General features: G+C 36.5%; 12 protein-coding genes. 8 read left to right on the top strand and 4 right to left on the bottom strand.

Annotation, left to right across the window (positions count from 1 at the left end; translation table 11 throughout):
- Positions 1-1,017: 1,017 nt before the first annotated feature.
- Positions 1,018-1,893 (top strand): alpha/beta fold hydrolase, encoded by an 876-nt coding sequence (locus tag AC3FI7_RS09260; RefSeq protein WP_491461901.1) that lies wholly within the window; start codon positions 1,018-1,020, stop codon positions 1,891-1,893.
- A gap of 69 nt (positions 1,894-1,962) precedes the next feature.
- On the opposite strand, the gene glsA is transcribed toward AC3FI7_RS09260, so the two are convergent.
- Positions 1,963-2,976 (bottom strand): glutaminase A, encoded by a 1,014-nt coding sequence (gene glsA / locus AC3FI7_RS09255; protein ID WP_142723344.1) that lies wholly within the window; start codon positions 2,974-2,976, stop codon positions 1,963-1,965.
- 513 nt (positions 2,977-3,489) lie between these two features.
- Between glsA and AC3FI7_RS09250 the strand changes: the two genes are divergently transcribed.
- The 3 genes from AC3FI7_RS09250 to AC3FI7_RS09240 all read left to right on the top strand — a co-directional run bounded on the left by AC3FI7_RS09250 (position 3,490) and on the right by AC3FI7_RS09240 (position 10,913).
- Positions 3,490-8,373 carry a PKD domain-containing protein gene (locus tag AC3FI7_RS09250; protein WP_491461900.1) on the top strand — a complete coding sequence of 1,628 codons (4,884 nt, stop codon included), beginning with the start codon at positions 3,490-3,492 and terminating at the stop codon, positions 8,371-8,373.
- Between the two features lie 69 nt (positions 8,374-8,442).
- On the top strand, positions 8,443-10,305 hold the full coding sequence (locus tag AC3FI7_RS09245; protein ID WP_343659135.1) for a T9SS type A sorting domain-containing protein: 1,863 nt from the start codon (positions 8,443-8,445) through the stop codon (positions 10,303-10,305).
- A gap of 158 nt (positions 10,306-10,463) precedes the next feature.
- A complete protein-coding gene (locus AC3FI7_RS09240) occupies positions 10,464-10,913 on the top strand; it encodes a YybH family protein (RefSeq protein WP_343659133.1) in 450 nt (149 codons plus the stop codon).
- On the opposite strand, the gene AC3FI7_RS09235 is transcribed toward AC3FI7_RS09240, so the two are convergent.
- Positions 10,910-11,728, bottom strand: a complete 819-nt coding sequence (locus AC3FI7_RS09235; protein ID WP_343659132.1) for a helix-turn-helix domain-containing protein — start codon at positions 11,726-11,728, stop codon at positions 10,910-10,912. The genes AC3FI7_RS09240 and AC3FI7_RS09235 overlap by 4 nt on opposite strands.
- A gap of 195 nt (positions 11,729-11,923) precedes the next feature.
- On the opposite strand from AC3FI7_RS09235, the gene AC3FI7_RS09230 reads away from it, so the two are divergent.
- The 3 genes from AC3FI7_RS09230 (at position 11,924) to AC3FI7_RS09220 (ending at position 14,966) form a co-directional block, all read left to right on the top strand.
- Complete coding sequence (locus AC3FI7_RS09230; protein ID WP_491461899.1) at positions 11,924-12,622, top strand: DUF1826 domain-containing protein; 699 nt, start codon at positions 11,924-11,926, stop codon at positions 12,620-12,622.
- Positions 12,623-13,006: 384 nt separating this feature from the next.
- Positions 13,007-14,050, top strand: coding sequence for an SDR family oxidoreductase (locus AC3FI7_RS09225; RefSeq protein WP_343659128.1), 1,044 nt, complete (start codon positions 13,007-13,009; stop codon positions 14,048-14,050).
- Positions 14,051-14,153: 103 nt separating this feature from the next.
- Positions 14,154-14,966, top strand: coding sequence for a helix-turn-helix domain-containing protein (locus AC3FI7_RS09220; RefSeq protein WP_343659127.1), 813 nt, complete (start codon positions 14,154-14,156; stop codon positions 14,964-14,966).
- Positions 14,967-15,263: 297 nt separating this feature from the next.
- On the opposite strand, the gene AC3FI7_RS09215 is transcribed toward AC3FI7_RS09220, so the two are convergent.
- Both AC3FI7_RS09215 and AC3FI7_RS09210 read right to left on the bottom strand, forming a co-directional pair.
- On the bottom strand, positions 15,264-16,460 hold the full coding sequence (locus tag AC3FI7_RS09215; RefSeq protein WP_142723352.1) for a phage tail-like protein: 1,197 nt from the start codon (positions 16,458-16,460) through the stop codon (positions 15,264-15,266).
- A gap of 499 nt (positions 16,461-16,959) precedes the next feature.
- Positions 16,960-18,360: a tetratricopeptide repeat protein gene (locus AC3FI7_RS09210; protein WP_491461898.1), complete on the bottom strand. Its 1,401-nt coding sequence runs from the start codon at positions 18,358-18,360 to the stop codon at positions 16,960-16,962.
- A gap of 662 nt (positions 18,361-19,022) precedes the next feature.
- Here AC3FI7_RS09210 and AC3FI7_RS09205 point away from each other — a divergent pair.
- Positions 19,023-19,655 carry a phage tail-like protein gene (locus tag AC3FI7_RS09205; RefSeq protein WP_142723354.1) on the top strand — a complete coding sequence of 211 codons (633 nt, stop codon included), beginning with the start codon at positions 19,023-19,025 and terminating at the stop codon, positions 19,653-19,655.
- Positions 19,656-19,730 lie beyond the last annotated feature (75 nt).

Here is a 19,730-nt window from a genome sequence, read left to right as displayed (position 1 = left end):
GGGCATTAGCCTGATTTTACTCAAGTTTTTCATAGCATTTACGGTATTGAATAGTTGGTAATATATCATAACAAAATATCAATTCAGATAGTTTTAACTGCAGATTTCTTGTTATGGTGAATAAAAATAATAAAAATATAATATATATTCAATCATAAATGAAATTTGATAATGATTTTTTAATATAAAAAATTCAATTGTTCAAATTTTATTAAAGTATATTTATTGTTTTATTATTCTTAGAAACAGGTCGATACAATCTTATTAGCCATAACTATAAATAATTATAGTTAAAGAAATGTTAAGCAAATATAGTAATAAAAAATAAAATATTTCAAAAAAGAGAGATTTGTTTTTGATATATTACAAAAAGATAATATACAGTGAATAATGTTCAGAAATGCTAGAATAGTCTTTATCAATCTGATAAAACGATAATGCGAATATAAATAAAATTAATCAATATATTGTGATTTAATTTAAATTATTTGTGAATTTTTCATATCTTTTTGATAAATAAACATATAGGTATTTTTAAGAATAATTAATATATCTTTTCGAAATTCATAAAAAAAAGTAAATATCTCATATCAGTATTTTTTTTATTTTTTAGAGTAAATAATCTGTTTGTTAATGAGTTATATTGGCGTATAACCTCTTTGGGGATTTCGAAAAACATCTGTCCTGCATTTACAATTTATGATAATACCAGTGTTTTGTAAAAACTTTTGTATTTTTGCACTGTTACAAACTAAATCATAATTTGATATCTGATGAAATTATGATTGATATATGCCTGTACTTTATAATATGAAGCTCATTTTCTGATATTGATCAATGATGGTGATCAAGAATGAGTTTCAATATTATCCATCCATTACTCATTCGTGTAAACCTGCCTTTTTTGAAATTGACCGGTTTCTGGTTGATCTTGAATAACTGCATTCAGATTCCGGAGATCTGACTTTTTGGGGGTATCATACAGAAATTTGTTTTGGATTTAAAAAAATACTACAAATGAAAACAGGTATATATATGAAACAGACAACAATTTTCAAATCAGATGCTCACAGAGAAAAGGTATTGGAGCAGTATGATACTGTGCTGGCAAATTTTAAAGGAAATATCCGTCAGCAAATGGTCCCAACAAATTTTGGAGAAACCCATGTTCTGAGTTATGGAAATGAAGATCATCCTAAACTTATATTACTTCATGGGGCTAATTCTAATGCTGCGTCCTGGATAAAAGATCTTGTTTTGTACGGCAAAGAATACAAAGTATATGTTATTGATATTATTGGGGAACCAGGTAAAAGTGAGCAAAACAGACTTCCTTACAAAGGGGATCATTACAGTGACTGGCTGAATGAGATTTTCCAACAGCTGAAAATAGCAGAAGCATCTTTGGTGGGATTGTCTCAAGGCGGATGGCTTGCAATAAAGTTTGCAGCCAGATATCCTGAAAAGGTCAGCCAGCTCATTCTTCTTTCTCCGGGAGGAATTGTAAAAACGAAGCGCAGTTTTGTTTTGAAAGCGATACTCTTTTCTTTTCTCGGGAATGCCGGGAAGAGAAAAATCAATAAACTGATTATGGGTTCACAGAAAATAGATCAGCCGATTCTGGACTTTATGAATCTCATGCAGTCTTCTGTTAATGCAAGGATGGATAAGGAATATATTTTTTCTGATGAAGAATTGAAAAATATCACCATGCCTGTCTTCTTTATAGGAGGAGCAGATGATGTGATCCGGGATTCTCAACAGATAAAAGAAAGACTTGAAAGATTACTTCCTGATTTTGAATCTTATATTGATTCGGAAAAAGGGCATGTACTTGTTGGTCTTGCAGATAAAATAAATACATTTTTAATAAAGAGAAGAGATCATCATTAAGCCTTTATGCAAGGGGCTCCAAAATATTTTGTTTTGGAGCCCTCTATGATACTTTATGTGCTTTAATCTTTAAAAAATACTTAATCCGTACTGTTTGGCCAGATCTAAAATCATGTGGTAACCTGCCAGCGAATTTCCATGCTGATCTAAGGCAGGGCTGAACACCCCGATTCCTATTTTTCCGGGAACACTTACCGTAATTCCTCCTCCGACACCGGATTTACTTGGCAGACCTACCATTCTGGAATATTCTCCGCTGAACTCATACATTCCGGCAGTCAGCATCTGTGATTCTATCAGTTTGGCCATGTCAGCATTTTTATATGTAGAATCTCCGTCAAATCTTACACACTGATTGGCAAAGAAATACCCGATTTTTGCAAGGTCTTCCGCGGTAAGTTCAATAGAACACTGTTTGAAATAATTGTCCAGCTGGTCTTCGTTTCCTGAAATAAGACCACTGTTTTTCATGATGTAAAACATGCCACGGTTGCGATGTCCCGTTGATTTTTCGGATTCATAAACGGATTTGTTATACTCTATTGAAGGATTTTTGGTAATGTACCTCACCATGTCCAGTATTTTAAGGAAAGGTTTTTCACCATCTCCTGATATTAATGAAGTGGTAAGAATAGCTCCTGCATTCATCATTGGATTGAGCGGTTTTCCTGTGGTTTCAAGATTTGAAAAATGATTAAAAGGTTTGTCTGAACCGTAGTACCCCATTTTATCAAAAATATGGGTTTCTCCTTTTTCGTTAACTGCAACCATCAGTGAAATGATTTTAGAAATACTCTGCATTGTGAATTTCTTGCTTACATCACCAGTATTGAATACCTTTCCGTTCTTATCCACCACTGAGAAAGCAATGGCTTTAGCATCCATTTTTCCCAGTTCAGGAATATAATCAGCTACTTTTCCCTGGGTATAATATGCTCTGTTTTTCTCAAGAATGGTATTTAAAGTTTTCTCTGATATGGTTGAAATATCTGCTGCTTTCTGAGCATAAACAATGGTGTTTAAGGATAAAAAAGCCGCGGTGCAAATTCCTTTTGCAGAAAATAAAAAGCTGTTGTTTTTCATAGGGAAGATCTTCAAATATATATTTATGATAAGCCTCGAGAAACAAAGATAAAATATTTTAATCGTGCCGGCAATTCTATCCTGTATATGCCTTCGGTGATCAGTATTATTTAAGGTAATAAATATGGTTATACAGATCTATATGTGGAGAGTAAGTTCATGGCAAAATTAAAGGATAGGGAATTGATATGAATTGCATGTTTTGTATGTGTAATGATTTAAGTATTAATTTATTTTAACTATAAAAAAATAACATTAATTTATATTTTAGTTATTATTTTATTTTTAATATGGTATAAATGTAGAATTTTATTTTATTTATACTCAAGAACCCGCGAGAATGCTGACTTTTCCTGCATGATTAATAGGTTTGTGAAATAGCATATACTTATGAATTTCTTTATATTGTTGAAATTCAGTAGTGAAATAATGTTATTTTTTCACTATAAAATGATTTTTATATTATTTTTTTTATTAATTTGACAAAAAATTAATAACACTTTTTTAATAACTATGAAAAACAACACCTATTTTGGTAGGCAGTACATCTTCAGGTGGCTACTACTATGTTGGCTTTTGGTACCATGGGTACTGCAGGCACAAGCTCGAATTACATGGACTGAACAGGTCGGATGCCAGGAATTCCGTGGCGAAAAAGAAGGTCAGGTCCCTGATAATGGGATCGCCAGTTCTTACATCAACTCATCCCAATGCCTCCGTGTCTGTGAGAAATCAGTCACTCCTGTTAAATATGAGATTCAGGGATCAAATGTTTCCAATGTACAGTGGACTGTTTCCGGAGGAACTGCAGCCATTTCCGGACCAGGAAATACGGTTGCGAACGTTATTTGGGGAGCGGCAGGCAGCGGTTCTTTACAGGCAGTTATCACCTACAGTGACGGAACTATTGAAACCCAGACGATCTGTATTGAAAAGATCAACAGGCCCATCGCCAAATTTGAATTGTTAAATCTGGATTATACCGTATGTAAAAATACAACGGTCTATTTTGATAATCTTTCTGATCAAAACGGAGGATCGGATATTATCAATTATTTCTGGGAGTTTGGAGATGGAGCTACTTCCACATCCACAGCTTTTGAACCTTCCCATACGTATACCAATCCCGGTAATTATGTTGTTCAGCTGACGGTAACGAACAAGTGCGGCTGCCAGAGCAAATATAAAAAAGAGATCAAGGTAATAAAAACGGATCCTGTACAGATCAACTGTGCTTCTGTAGTATGTGAAAACAGTTTGGAAAAATACAATGTGCAGGATAACTGTAAAGGAGAATGGAAAGTTATCGGAGGCTCAATTGTCAGCAATAATGGTAACGAAATTGAAGTGAAGTGGGATCAGGTAGATCCGCTTGATGGCTTCGGTTACGTGATGTATCGGTCTGAATGCGGCTGCCCTGAGTGGACTACTATTAAAATTCCTGTAGTGCTAAAAAATGCGAAAGTTAATGGCCAGGCAGTAATATGTGCAGGAAAACAGTATACTTATTCAATTCCTCAATGGCCTACAACCAGTGTTCAATGGAATGTATCAGGTCCTGCAGGAGGTATGCTGGTCAATACCCAGCAGAGAAATGAAATTGTTTTTTCAGCTACGCAACCGGGGACATATCATCTTACGGCTAATTATCTGAATACCTTATTAAAATGTGGGGGGAGTGCCTCTATCGATATCGTAGTGGAAGCACCTGTGGTGATAAGCGGAGGAACAGATGAGATCTGTGCAGGAACAAGCCAGGCATTTACAGCTACACCAAACGTACCTGTTATCTGGAAAGTAACGACAGGAGGATCTACTTATACATCTCCACCAACAACAGGTACATTTACCTACAACTTTGCAACAGCAGGTACTTATACCATTACAGCTACCAAACAAGGGGGAGGCTGCGAGAGTAATTCAAGAATCATTAAGGTACTCCCAATTCCACAGTCACCTTCCGGAACAATCTATGGAGAAACAAAAGTGTGTCCGGGAAAACCTTATGTATATACCATCAGTTCTGTAGATGCAGGAATGATACCGGTTTGGAGTGTTACGAACGGAACAATTCAGGGCAGTAATGCCGGTTCTTCTGTAACAGTGATCTTTAACTCTGGCGCTTCATCATACACCGTTTCAGCGCAGAACAAATCAATCAGTAATGCAGGTTGCCTTTCGGCTCCTATTTCATTCAATGTTACGGCGCTGGATCTTAACACGATTACGATCACACCTAATTCAGGACCTTTCTGTCCGAGCAGTACCCAGACTTTCAGTGCCAATCTGAACGGTATTGTTCCCGACTTTATGGAATGGACATTCGGAAGTGCCAACTTTGGAAGTGTTATAGGAGGTCAGGGCACCGCTAATATTACGGTAAACTTCAACGAAATTTCTTCAACAAGCAACACCATGCTGAACTTAAGAGTGGTAAAATGTGGAGTAACGAAAATTATCAGCATGCCGGTATCTTTAATACCGCTTCCGGTAGTAAGCTTTACTAATATTGGAGGAGTCTGTTTAGGCTCAAACCTTTCTTTCACCGTGAATCAGGGAACAATCACTTCAGCAACAAATGTGATATTCACTTTTGCTAATGGAACTCAGTTTCCTGCAACCTTTAACCCGGCCGGAGTTTACAGCTTCCCAAATAACGGATATATCCAGAACAATTCAGGAAGCAATGTTTCCCAAACGGTTACTGTAACATATGAAGGAACTAACGGATGTAACTATAAGCCTACTGCAAGCGCAAACTTTACGATATATCCTGAAACCATTATAACAATTTCTCCGGTATATAATATCCTGGTATGTGATCCTGCAACTATGACACCATATACCCTTACGGCAAACAGTTCTACCGGGCTTACCAATATTACTTCATGGCAGTGGTTTAAAGATAATACATCTATACCAGGTGCTACTACCAACTCTTACACGATAGCTGGAGCAGGTGCTTTTGGAACCTATAAAGTACGGGCTATAGATGTTAATGGGTGTGTGGTTTATTCACAGGACGTTAATGTGGCTCAGTTATGCCCAAGCAGCGGGACATGTACAGCAGATCCTCAGATCAGTTTTGCTGCTTCGTGGTCAGGTTGTAATACGATTTCTGTTTCAGGTTTAACCTATAACGGAACTCCTGATGAGATTCAATGGTCATCAGACAATGTTCTTACTTTAACTTCTCCTCAGGGACAGCCTACAGCTACTTACCAGACTGGTCTTGCAGGGGCACATATTGTTTTTGTACGTTTGAGATACGGTGCATGCTGGTACAGCAAAGCCGTAGAAGTAAGAAAAAATTATGAGCCTAAATTCAATATCAGTACAGTGTGTAATGGAAACGGGTATAATGTGACTCTTTTCAACACTTCTACAATATTTGAGATCAATCCGGCATCTGTTACCTACACATTCACCAGTCCCGGACAGCCAACTCAGACAGGTCAGACGGCTACATATAATAATCTGGCGCCAGGTACTTATACCTTCACAATGACAATGTCTGCGCCAGGGAAACCAGTGTGTACCACTACACAGACCATCACATTAGCTCCGGTTCCTAGTACCAGCTTCCTGGTTCCGGCATGGATATGTGTGCGTGAACCTATTACATTTACTGCGCCAGGATACACCCCGGCTAATACATACACATGGCTTTTTGATGGTACAGCGTATGTAGCTACCGGAGCAGGCGCTACGGTTACGTATAATACAAGTGGTGCCAAAACAGTACAGCTAAAAATCACGACCCCTAACGGATGTGTGTATACTTCACCAATTGCAAACATTAGCGTGAATGAAGCTTTCATTGATGGTAATATCTCACCTGTTAACGTAGTTGCCTGTGCAGGATCTGTTCCTACACTTGTATTTAATGGTTCAGTAGGAACGGCCAGCCAGTATATCTGGATGAACGGTTCCCAGCCAGTGCCGGGAGCACCAAATTCAATGACGTTCACACCTACTCAGTCGGGAACTTACTGGCCGGTACTGGTATCATCTGATGGTTGTAGAACAAGCATCATGAGTACTAAAGCAGCAACAGTGACAGTTAAAAATGTTCCCTATGTAAATATCTCAGGTAAAGCGAATATCTGTGCAGGATCTTCTGCAACACTCAGTGGTCTTGTAACTGACAATACATTAGAATACCAATGGAAAAAAGCCGGTTCAGTGGTTGTTCCATGGACTTCTGCTCCTTATCCTATCACTTATAATACAGGAGCATTAACGGCAGGAACCTATGTTTATACACTGGAGGTAAGAACTCCAGGAACATCAGGGTGCATAAGTTCTAAAAACTTTACCCTTACAGTAAGTAATCCGCCATCATCTATTACTGCAACGTATAGTTTGGTGAGTTGCCAGCCTTACAAAATTCAGTTAACTGCATCAGGACCATCTTCAGGAGATTATAACTGGAGCAATGGAATGTCAGGCCAGACAATCACCGTAAATGAAGGTGGTGCGTACCAGGTTATTTATACAGCGCCAAGCGGTTGTAAAGTATCTAATTATGTAGAAGTGCCATTAAGTCTTGAAAGCCTGATGTGGGTATTCCCTACAGGATGCTATGACGAATGTATCAGAGAGAATAACTATATCTTAGGGCCTAAAGGAGTATTTGACCACCATGACTGGCAGCTGTTCGGAAACAATATCCAGAGCGGAAACAATGACTTCATCTTTCCGCTGTACATCATTAATGCAGGAACTTACCAGTTACAGGTTAACCATTTAGGATGCCAGTACACATCCGGAACTATGAATTACTATCCGGGTAAAGAATGTGGATCCGAAGACTGTAAGATCAAAGGAGAAATTAAAGGAATGAAGTGGGTTGGAGATCATTATGCTGTTTATGGTTTTATTTACAACACAGGAACCCAGCCGATAAGTCTTACGGTATCAAGTGTTAATGGATTCGGAATCTATGTTCCATCTATTATTACAATTCCGGCAGGAGGAATGTATGACATGAACGCAAATCCTTTGGCATTCTATCCAAACTCAAGCTTCCAGGGAGCAGATGAGATATTATTCTCTAACGAAACCTGTAAGTTTACCATTAAGGCAGTAGATCCGGACTGGATGGGGATGAAAAATGCAGGAAGAGGTGTAAGCTCAGCTTCAGTTTCTTCTCTGAAAATGATCCCAAATCCTGCAAAGGAAAAAGTGAAAATCTCGTATAATACGGGCGATGAAAAATTACTGGCAAAACAGATTACAGTTTTTGATGCTATGGGCAATATCAAATTCCGTAAGGAACTGAAAACGGCTTCAGGAGAACTGGACGTGGAAGTTTCCAGCTGGCTGCAAGGTGTTTATATCGTTATTGTACAAACGGGAGATACATCATTACAAGGAAAACTAATTAAAAATTAGTAGCTTATAAAGCAGTGTTCTCTTCGGAGAGCACTGTTTTTTATAGTATGTTATAATTAAATGATTTTTATGATACAATTAAAAAACAAACTCTGGGGATTGCTTCTTATGATGCCGGTATTATCTTTTAGTCAGACTTACCAATGGCAATGGGCAAAACAGGCTGGTGGACAATCTGGTTCTGCCGATCCGGGATTTAATTACCAATTTGATGAATCTATCCGGGATATTGTTGTTGATAATAATAACAACACCTATTATCTCGCAAGTGTATGGAATGGTGATCAAAATTTGAACGGTGTATCTGTTCCTAATTATGGACTTCGTGATCTTATTTTGTTTGCCACAGACTGTCAGGGTAATACATTATGGTCTACCGTTATCGGAGGGTCAGAAGATGGAGAAAATGCCTGGCATATTGAAGTGGATAATAATGGTGGATTATATGTAATGGCTACTCTTTATAATAATTCATATAGTGGAGATCCAACTGCTGTTCCTATGCATTTTGATGCTGCTCATACACTGCCTTTGTATACCTATTATGATCAGACGGTAGAACCCGCACATAAAGCAGGTTATCTGCTTAAATATAAAACGGCTGATGGAACACTGGATTGGAGTAAGGCTTTACAGGGAGATGTCAGTTATCTTAGCAGACGTTGTGATGTACAGATGATGTATATGGATTCATCCAAAAATATTCATGCTATTATGGGTTTCAGAGCAGGTACTCATTTAAATGGTTTGATTACAGTGCCTTCAACATTCACTACATCGTTGCAGTATTATCTGGTCAAATTTAACTATGACAATGGGAATATGACACCTGCAACACCTTTGTTACTTCCTATTACAGGAGGATTAACAGCGGGAGGAACAGATGGTAAAGTGAATCTGCTGTATGATGAAACTTTAAACAGGTATTATCTGGCTGGTAAAAGAATGGTTGGAAACTATAGCAGTAATATGGAGAGCTTTTCATACAATAACGTTCCGTTTACAAAAAATGCCTATCTGCTTGCGTTTAATGGCAGTACCGGGGCAGAATTATGGAGAAAAGAATTTGATAACAGCTTACCTGGGTTTATGGATGATGAAATTCATTCTGTTATCAAAGCTGCAGGTTCTTCAGATATTTATATTTCAGGACGTTATTTTTCAGGAACGGTTCCTACAACTTTCGGAAGTTACTCTTTTCCTGTCCAAATATATCAGGGGCAAACTCCTTTTGTGATGAAGCTTAATGCTGATGGGATAGTACAATGGGCGAAGGTTCCCGACGGGCTTACCAGTTTTTCTGCTTACCGCTTTATGAAAGGCAAAATTGCACTTAACGGGAATGAATTAGCATTTGCTAAAGGAAGCTGGAATGAAATTTGGGGAGCTTTTTCAATGACACGTCCAAATTCGGATTTGTCTGATCCTTTGTTAGTGCGTTTTAATAAAGATACAGGAATGGTAATAGGTACCGGGGAGATTCACAGTAACTTTCAGATTCAGGATGAATTTACAGCGATTGCTGTAGACAAGAACGGGAATTATGTTTTAGGGGGTCTTTTTCATGACCAGCTGTTTACAGAATCCAATGATAATGTCAATACGATGACAGTCAATGTAACGGGAGGGAAGTCCCAGTCTTTTATTACAAAATATTCCAAATCGGCATGCAGTCAGATGTCGGTAGAGGAAACGGCTGTCCAGGCAGGAATACAATTATATCCGAATCCGGTTCAGGATGTGCTTAGCATCCGGAGTAAGGAGCCTTTGATTTCCTATGAAATTTTTGGACCGACAGGACAGCTGGTACAACAGGGAGCTCTGAATATGATGCAGGAGCAGGTGGTAGTATCTTCTCTTCAGACAGGAGTATTTTACATTAAACTCAAAACCAAATCTTCTACAGTAACAGAGAAAATATTGAAGAAGTAAACTCAAAACTGAAAATCACTAACTTTATATATAAGCAGTGTTCTCCGAAAGAGGATACTGTTTTTTTATGACTCGGTCTGTCGGTTCAGAGTATATATTTGTTCGCAATTTTACAATTTTTTACCTGTAGGAAAGATTTGCTTTGTAAAAAAAATAAAATGAAAAAATTACTTATTCTAAGCGGATTACTCATGTTCACACTCTGGTGTAATGCTCAGGCTAAAGGCCCTGTGAACGCTGTAAGAAAAACTATTGAAGCCAGTAACGCAGTTTATGCTGATCTGGCTAATAAAGATGACGGATCAATCCTCACCAGGTATACCAGCGATGCCTGTCTGTTTCCTCCCAATGCAGCACCGGTATGCGGAAGAGAAGCTATACTTGGTTTCTTTAAGAACGGACCAAAGGTACATGTTAAGTTCACGATTCAGAATTTATATGGAGATGGAAAAACGGCAGTTACTGAAGAAAGTTATTATGAGATGACAGATTTAGAAGGTAAAAAAATGGATGACGGAAAGGTGATTGTGATCTGGAAGAATACAAAAGACGGCTGGAAGATGCACAGGGATATGTTCAGCAGTAATCATCCTGTGAAACCGAATTAAAAACCAATATTGAGAGCCTGCTGGAGATCTGTATCGTTTTTGATCAGCGACAGCCTGGTTGCAGAAGGGGGAATGCCGGTGAACTTTTTAAACTCTTTGATAAAATGGGCCTGATCGTAATACCCGCATTCATAAGCTATGGCTGTAAGAGATTCCGAAGTATTGAGCACGTTCTGCAGGCTTTTGTTAAACCGGATTACGGCTGCAAAAGCTGACGGACTTATCCCTATGTTCATAAGGTAAAGCTTTTGGATATATCGTTCTGATAATCCTGAACTTTTTGCGAGAGCAGGTAAATTCAGCTGATAATGGTCCATGATAAGCTGTTGGCTGAGGGTTTGAACTGTTGTTGCTTTCTTTAGTCTGGATTCATTTTTTTTCAGTTGCTGAAGAAAATAAATTTCTAAAATATTGATTTTGGAGGAGAGGTTTTCAGCCTGCATTATGCGGTCATACAAATCTCTGCTTTCGCTTTTTGCAATGTCATACATATCAGTAGCATAGTTTGTGAATTCTGATAGGGGATCAGAAAAAAATAAAGTGCTGGCATAAGGATAAATCCTTGCGATAAGCACCGAAGTTCCCTTTGCAGCTGTAAGCCGTGTGGGAAGGGTAAGATGTCCCAGCAGTTCTATATCCGGGGTGTCCTTTTGCTTTCCATTGATGATAGTTGCTGCAAAACCTCCGGAAATGTTAATGATCAGATCAACATATCCGCTCGGGTAAAATACTTCATCTTTGAGGGCCTTTTCAATCGTAATAACGGTGTAACTTTTTATATAAGGCGCTAAGCGGGGAGAAGGGAGAATCTGCATAGCTGTTTTTGGGGTTAATTGACTGATGGATCATTAATTCGAAGTTAGGAATAAATACAATACGAATAAAAAAAGAGTATATTAAAATAAAAATAACCATTTAAAAATCTATCAGAATTTTTTATAGTCAAGATTTTAAATAACCTATTCCGTATTTTTGTAAAAAAATAAGCCGCTGAAAGGTTTCTCAAAATTATGAACAATACATTTTCCGGGCATCATCAAATTGATGTGGTCTCTTCTTTTTCTGAACTTGTAAATACTCAATTTCATGGAACCATGAATGCAATTTGCTGGCATAGAAATTTAGCCGGAGATTTCAAAGAAATTGTCTCCAATCTTCAGTTAAAAGATAATATTACAGTAGTTTCCGCTAAAGATCTGCTGGCATTGCAATTATCAGATGAAGGAAATCTGGCAAGAGAAACCATCTTAAAGGATTTGGAATTATTGACCGATTTGGGAGCTTCTCCAGTTCTTAATTTACTTAAATGTTATGAGCGGGATGAAGAACTCGGTTTTATATCAACGGATGTATATTCCTATCATGTAGATCGTTCACCCATTGGTACAGATACTTTCCTTTGTACGTATCACGGAGCAGCCAGTGATATTATTCCCAATGATCAGGCTGAACAGAAAATTTTAGTTCCTGAAATACGTGAACAGCTCAAACAGTTACACGGAGGTCCTGAAGAAGAATTTGAAGATTTCCTGAAAGATTATTTCTTTGATCTTCATTACCAGCCTAAGCCTGGTGCAGAGCCGGTCAATTTAGAGACGGGTCATCTCTGGCGAATTGCAGTAGATCATCCTGAGCAGCAGGTATTGCCCTGTGTACACAGAGCTCCTGTGGAAAATGATGGTGAATACCGGCTGTTACTGATTTGCTGATGATTTATTTTTAAAATACTTGAGTTCACTTAATAAGTTTAAGATGATACTGCAGAAAAGCTCACATAAGATGAAAATCAAAGATTTTCACAAAACTTAGGGATGCTTTATTACTTAAAAGGTCTGGTTCTGAAAAACTTAAGTGTTTAAAACCTGATTGAAGAACACAGAAAAAAATAACCATGCACAAAATATTTTCCAGATAACAATATCAAAATACAAATGTTTTTAATGAACTGGTGGCTAACCGGGGTGCATAATCAGCGATAGAAAAACATCGCGGATACCTTTCGTGATGAACTTTCCAGCACAATGAATTTGGACTTTTCAGCAAAACATGCTACTGACTTTTCCAGCGATCTTTGCATTATAAATTCAAAGAATATGACAAATTCAAATAATGGGATAACCGTTCTGGTAACAGGCGGATCCGGTTTCATCGCTGTTCATTGTATTATAAAGTTACTTGAGCAAGGTTATAAGGTCAGAACAACGCTTCGGACTCTTAACAGGCAGCATGAAGTGAGGGAAATGCTGAGGAAAGGAGGCATCAGCTCTTTTGAAGAACTCTCCTTTATTGAGGCTGACCTTTCGAAAGATAAGAATTGGGATAAGGCAGTGCAGGGCTGTACTTATGTTCTGCATGTAGCATCTCCAACACCTGTTGTTAACTATAAACATGAGGATGAAATGATCATCCCTGCAAAAGAAGGTGTATTAAGAATTCTGAAAGCGGCAAGAGCTGCCCGTGTGAAGCGGATTGTATTAACATCTGCCTATGGAGCGATAGGGATGGGAAATAAAAACCGCACAACACCATATACGGAAAAAGACTGGTCTAATCTTAATGGAAATCTTCATCCCTACCAAAAATCAAAAACAATTGCTGAAAAAGCGGCATGGGAATTTATCAAAAGTGAAGGGGGAGGACTTGAACTGTCTACGGTCAATCCTGTTGCTGTAATGGGGCCCGTACTCGGAACAGATTATTCCCATTCCAATCAGGTGGTGAAAAAAATGCTGGAAGGTGAGATAAAAGCATGCCCGAAAGTGTACTGCTGCTATGTGGATGTCCGTGATGTTGCTGATTTGCATCTGCTTGCCATGATACATCCGGAAGCCAGCGGTGAAAGATTTCTGGCTACCACAGGGAATGCACTGTCAATGCTTGATATAGCTCAGATACTGAAGAAAAATTTAGGAGAAACAGCAGCAAAGGCTCCCGCTAAAGAACTGCCCAATTGGTTCGTAAGGGCAGCTGCTATTTTCAATCCATCATTAAGAATGCTGGCTACTTTACTTGGTCAATATGCAGAAACAAGTGGCGAGAAAGCAAGACAATTATTACGCTGGTCACCCCGTTCCAGTGAAGAGGCGATTATGGCAACGGCAGAAACTATGTTACAGCTGGGGTTAATTAAAAAGTAAAAGATATTATAAGAGGTGCTGTATTAGGAGGCTGGTCTTAGTTTTTTATTGAAAAGTAGTTATATTAGGCATCTGACAAAGCAATATTTATTAAATTTATCCTATGAAAGAATCAGCTATTGCTTCCTGTTATATGACTCCGTCCCCTCATACGGAGCAGTTTATACCGGACCATTGCTTTATGTATCTGGTTTCAGGAGCTATGCTTGTTTATGATGGACACAAGGAATATAAAATCAGTTCCGGAGATTATGGAATAGGCAGAAGGAATCATCTTGCAAAATATACCAAAAAGCCTGACAATGAGGCCTTCAAAAAGATATTCATTTTATTTGAACAGGATTTTTTAAAGACCTTTAATGATACTTACAAATTCAGTGCTGAAGGGAGTAAAACAACTGATGCAATCATTCCGATGGCAAAACATAAACTGGTCAAAAATTTTATGGAATCCATTATTCCTTATTTTAATGAAAACGGGATCATAGAAGAACAGTTTTTAAATGTTAAACGGACCGAACTTTTATTGGTACTGCTGAAGGTAAATCCGAAGCTTGCGAATGTTTTTTTTGACTTCACTAACCCTGAAAAAATAGATCTTGAGGAATTTATGAACCGTAATTACAGATTCAATGTGAGTCTACAGCGGTTTGCTTATCTCACTGGCAGAAGTCTGTCCGCTTTCAAACGTGATTTTGAAAAGATATTCTGTGCAACTCCCAAGCATTGGCTTGTACAGAAACGACTGGAAGAAGCTTATTACCTTATCGATAAGAAAGGTAAAAAGCCTTCTGAAATTTATCTTGATCTGGGCTTTGAGAATTTTTCTCATTTCTCTTTTGCATTTAGAAAATTGTTCGGGCATCCTCCGACACAATTGATTGATAAGAGAAATAAGGATGTGAAGAGTCCATAAATTATGCTGATTTAAAAGATAATTCAAATAAAATCCCGATAAAATAGCAGATCTGTTTTCTGAAGGTTTTAAATTAATTAAGGATAGTAACCTATGGTTTCTGTCCTTTTTTATGTACGTTTGTATCCAAAGAATAAGAACCTGTAAGATTTAATTCAGTAATAAGAAAGAAGCTGTTTCAAAGTATAAAAACTTTCAATACAGCCTCTTCTTTCGTTTGTGCTATCAGAATTAAATCATTGAATAAAAAAAATATTCAAAAGCGTTCAATATAGGTATTCGTATAGATACATCTCATTATTGAGCTTTCACTTGTTCCAGCTTTATAAATATTTTTGAAAGGTTAGGCTGAGCACTGCCTGTAGTAGGAGCTCCCACCATAATGGTTGCAGTATAAGCTGTTTTTGAAGAAGGATTGCTGTCTATCCAGGTATATCTCCTGTGTTCAGGTCCCCCACCGGATCCATCTATAATCCCTACATTCCCCCAGTACGCACTTCCCACTGCTCCTGTGCCTTGTGGATACCATGTAGCTGATGCATCTCCCATACCTCCCCATACTCCTGAAGTAATATTGTTTGTCGTTACAGCAGCACCAATATATCCGCCATATTCAGTATTATAATTCCAGTATAGATTAACTGTAGAACCGGTATTATTATATAATTGAACATTAGGGATTGCAGGAGTTGTTCCGCTTGTGGTATCAAATATAACCCTAATCGAATATTTACCATCCGGGGTAGGTAGCGCTAAGGTGTAAGCCTGCTTTCCGTTAGCATCAGTCGTTAAGGAAGGATAACCCATTACAGCGACAGGGGTAATATCCGCATGACTGTTGTTTCCCACGGTAGCCGTACAGTTTTGTGCTGCGGTTAAGAAAGGAATTGCTGCGGTGGTCATAGGAAGGAGCATGTTGTTATCATTAGTAGGAGTTCCCGTCACAGAAAATACCAATTCCCCATCTCCGAACTCAAGAGTCCCCGGCCTTAATTGGAAAGTTAATCCATTTACTGTAAATGGAGCTCCTGAGTTATATCGCCCTCCGTTTCCCTGGCTATAGGTAATTCTTAAGTTACCATTGAAAGGAGTCCCAGCGGTATAAGTAGAAGGATTCAGATAAGCAGAGTTGCATTGTAAAGCACTAATTGCAGGAGCGATGGTATTGGTAGCTTCTAAAAGTTTTTGCCATACCGTTCCATCGAAATAATAGTAGCCCATCGAAGTTATATTTACACGTTGTCCCGCATTATCTCCACCGGTAACATCTGTAATATAAATTAAAGCTCCTCTCTGATCACTATTATAGGTAGCTGTGTTTACTGTTAACTCGGCTCTGGTAAGTCTTGGGGCCTGCAATCCAAAAGTTTGTGTATTGTCTGTAATCTGTCCGGAATTATCTCTTTTAGCAGATATATCCATTGTTGCTTTAGGTAATGCTGTATTAATCCCTACTTGTGCAATAGAGAATCCGGAAATAAGTACTATACTCAATTGTGTAAATTTTGCTTTCATACGATTATTGGTGTTATGTGATTGTCGTTCAGTCAAATTTACTATTATTTTTTCACAAAAAAAATAAAACATTCACATTTTAGTGAATTTTTGTCATTAAAAATCTTTTTAAAAATAAAATAGTCTATTAAGAAGTATAGCAAAGGCTTTTGCAAAACATATATTTATTTTGAACACTTCTAATTTTCCTGGTTGAAGAGTACAAAAGATGTGCATAATATAAAATAGAAAAACAAGCAAGGGTGAATAGAGGTAAGGAATATTTTAATAAAATAAAACAAAGGTTATTTCCCGATACAAAACGTAAAATCCTTAATAATAAAAGTTTTATCTAAATCGTGGGAAATAAGGTTTACCTTTTTTCAACTATTAATAATTATCACAAAATATAAATAATTTTAAAAGAAAGAATTACTACTACATCACACTAATGATAAAATCCAAAAATTACAATCAATGACTAGCCTTAATTAGAAAATTAGAATTTTGATAAATAAGTGTATAATTCTTCTTCTGGGTTAAGATTTATTTTCTTTCTAAGGCGATATTTCTTTGCGTCCACAGATCGTATGGTAGAATTAGTAAAAACAGCAATTTGTTTGGTGTCAAAATTCATTTTTAAATATGCACATAATCTAATGTCAGCTGTGGATAGTTTTGGAAATTTTTCAGTTATATTTATTATAAAGTGGGGATATATTTCTTGGAATTTTGTATAAAATGCCTGTTCATTTTTTGTAGCAAGATCTGTAAGTTGATTCAACTGTTCTATGGTGGCATATGATAAAATATTTTGTTTATGATTTTCTTTCTCAGTCGTTAGCGTTATTTCTGATCTGGGCGTTTCTACTATATCTTGCTTAGGTATAATCATAAGAATAATAAGCAATAAACATACTCCAAGTATACTGTAGTCAAAGAAATCAAAGCTTTGGTAATCTTTATTCTCAAGATTTTTTATTTTATTTATTACTTTTTTTGTTTCAAAATTCAAGCTGTCATTGATTTTCTTGTAATTATTATGTTGATTAAGAGCTTTTTGATAATCCTTTAATGCCTCATAAGCTTCTGATAGCATTGGATAGATATTTTTTAACTCGTCATTCTGATTATATTTTTTTGCAAGAAAAATAGACTTATTAAAATAATCTATGGCCAGTTCATGTTGATTTTCCTTCATTGAAATTATTCCTAATGCTTTGTATATTTTTACCAGAGTCGCTTTATCTGGACTATTAATAAGATTTTTTTCAGCATTAAGAATATATTTTTTAGCATCTTTTACATTTCCTTTATATAATAAAATATGACCTATTACAGTGGCTGTTGCTGAGAGGTATCCTTTTTTATCTGGATTCGAACTTTTGATATGGAAAGCGTATTGATATGCTTTTTTTGCGTGCGATAGCATTGAATCAGTATCTGATCTATAAGCTTCGTAATAAGAGGCCATAGTAGAACTAATGTTCATTAAAGATTTGTATTTTTGATCATTGTCAATAATATTTGAAGCAATTTCTGCAGCTTTTTTTAATTCATTTTTTGCTAGATTATATTTGCCTATTTTAATATACATCCATGCTCTATATCTGAGCGCTCTGCTTAGAATATAATTATTATCCAACTCTGTAGCCAGTCTAATTGTTTCATTAGATTTTTCATATATACCATTGATATTGTTTGTGTTATAATATATTTCCAGAAACTTAATTAATGATGCTAAACGGCCTCCATCATAGCCCCGGTCCTTTGAAAGATAATAAGCTTCAGTGATTAACCTTAGCATTTCTTTATCTCCTAAATTTGAATATGCATTTTTATTGTTTGCTACATTGATGAGGCTATCAATTTGACGTTGGGATGGATCTTTAGCATTCACGATTAATATCATGAATGAAAACATTAAGCAAAAAAATTTCATAATCTAATTTATTGTATAAATTATTTGTGTTTATAGCATGGAACTGCTGAATTGTAGGTGCAAAATTATATATAAATTATTAAAAAATAAATCTATACTGTATTCTGTACAAGCTTATACTAAAAAAATAAGGGTTTAGGCAATCTAAACCCTTGTTTTAATAATGTACAGACATCATTTAAACATCCAAAATGACTATCAGATATTAAACATTAATCCTACAAGCTTTTGACAACATGTGAATTCATAGTACTAAGATACTCTTATGTTGCGAGCTACTGGCATTTTAGTGTAAATAAGAGTTTTTATGACGGGTAATAAGTTATTTCAATTTTTTTTTAAAACTCCGTCAATTGTTTTATTGGTAATATGGTTTAAAGCAGGTATAAATGAGTATTTGTGGATAGTATATTTTTTTTAGAGGAAAGATGTTTTTTTCAATTTTGCGATGCAAAACGAATCCATTTGTATTTGCGAAAGCTTAGTAATGACCTGTCAGACAGATAACTTTTGTAAAGGTGGAGTACAATAACCAGACAGGGGCTTTTAAAGTATTAAGTCCAGATATGTTTTAGAGATTACATTTTAAATTCAATTTATAATTAAAATTATATGTACTTATGAAAAAGGTTACTTTTATGGTAAGTTTTTGTTTATCAGCTAGTTTTTTTAGTCAGGTAGGGATAAATACTACTAATCCTAATGCAAGCTTAGATGTCGTAGGTAAGCCCGAAAATCCCGCTTTTTATGATGGTATTATTGCTCCAAGAATTACAGGAAATCAGCTTTCTGAAAAAAACTATACTTCAAGTCAGAAAGGGGCAATTGTATATGTTACCTCAGCAGCTAATAATTCCACAGGGCAAACTAAAAACGTTAAAGAAGAAGGTTATTATTACTTTGATGGTAGTATCTGGGTGCGATTTAGTTCTGGCCTGGATTCCACAACCTATTCAGGAAGTGGCATATATGCCAAGATCAGAGAAGGAAGTGGTTCTGTACTTGATGATGATTATACTATCATTCTTAAAGGAAATATAACTTTACCTCCGCCAGGTGGCAAAAATATTAATAGAATTCTGGTTTTGTGTACAGCAAATTCTGGAGGGAAGTTAATATCTTCTTCCTCCGGGTCACAAATATACTTGCCATTACATGGACCAACTCCAAGCACAATAGTCAATCCAAATACTAATAAATGTTTAACATTTCATTCGAAAGGAAATTATTGGTATATAACAAGCTCTTACTAAAAATTAATTCTTTTTAGCTTTAGAAAAGCTACGAAAAGTATTCATTTTACTTGAAAGTAGTTAGCTGTTTTCCCT

Source organism: Chryseobacterium sp. TQ-BC-N36, from assembly GCF_058382295.1.
The sequence above is the reverse complement of the archived record's forward strand: the minus strand, read 5'-3'. Positions and strand labels throughout refer to the sequence as shown.

Excerpts from the sequence above, each read along its gene's own strand:
- AC3FI7_RS09260 (WP_491461901.1), top strand. The coding sequence starts at position 1,018 with ATGAAAACAGGTATATATATGAAACAGACAACAATTTTCAAATCAGAT.
- glsA (WP_142723344.1), bottom strand. The coding sequence starts at position 2,976 with ATGAAAAACAACAGCTTTTTATTTTCTGCAAAAGGAATTTGCACCGCG.
- AC3FI7_RS09250 (WP_491461900.1), top strand. The coding sequence starts at position 3,490 with ATGAAAAACAACACCTATTTTGGTAGGCAGTACATCTTCAGGTGGCTA.
- AC3FI7_RS09245 (WP_343659135.1), top strand. The coding sequence starts at position 8,443 with ATGATACAATTAAAAAACAAACTCTGGGGATTGCTTCTTATGATGCCG.
- AC3FI7_RS09240 (WP_343659133.1), top strand. The coding sequence starts at position 10,464 with ATGAAAAAATTACTTATTCTAAGCGGATTACTCATGTTCACACTCTGG.
- AC3FI7_RS09235 (WP_343659132.1), bottom strand. The coding sequence starts at position 11,728 with ATGCAGATTCTCCCTTCTCCCCGCTTAGCGCCTTATATAAAAAGTTAC.
- AC3FI7_RS09230 (WP_491461899.1), top strand. The coding sequence starts at position 11,924 with ATGAACAATACATTTTCCGGGCATCATCAAATTGATGTGGTCTCTTCT.
- AC3FI7_RS09225 (WP_343659128.1), top strand. The coding sequence starts at position 13,007 with ATGACAAATTCAAATAATGGGATAACCGTTCTGGTAACAGGCGGATCC.
- AC3FI7_RS09220 (WP_343659127.1), top strand. The coding sequence starts at position 14,154 with ATGAAAGAATCAGCTATTGCTTCCTGTTATATGACTCCGTCCCCTCAT.
- AC3FI7_RS09205 (WP_142723354.1), top strand. The coding sequence starts at position 19,023 with ATGAAAAAGGTTACTTTTATGGTAAGTTTTTGTTTATCAGCTAGTTTT.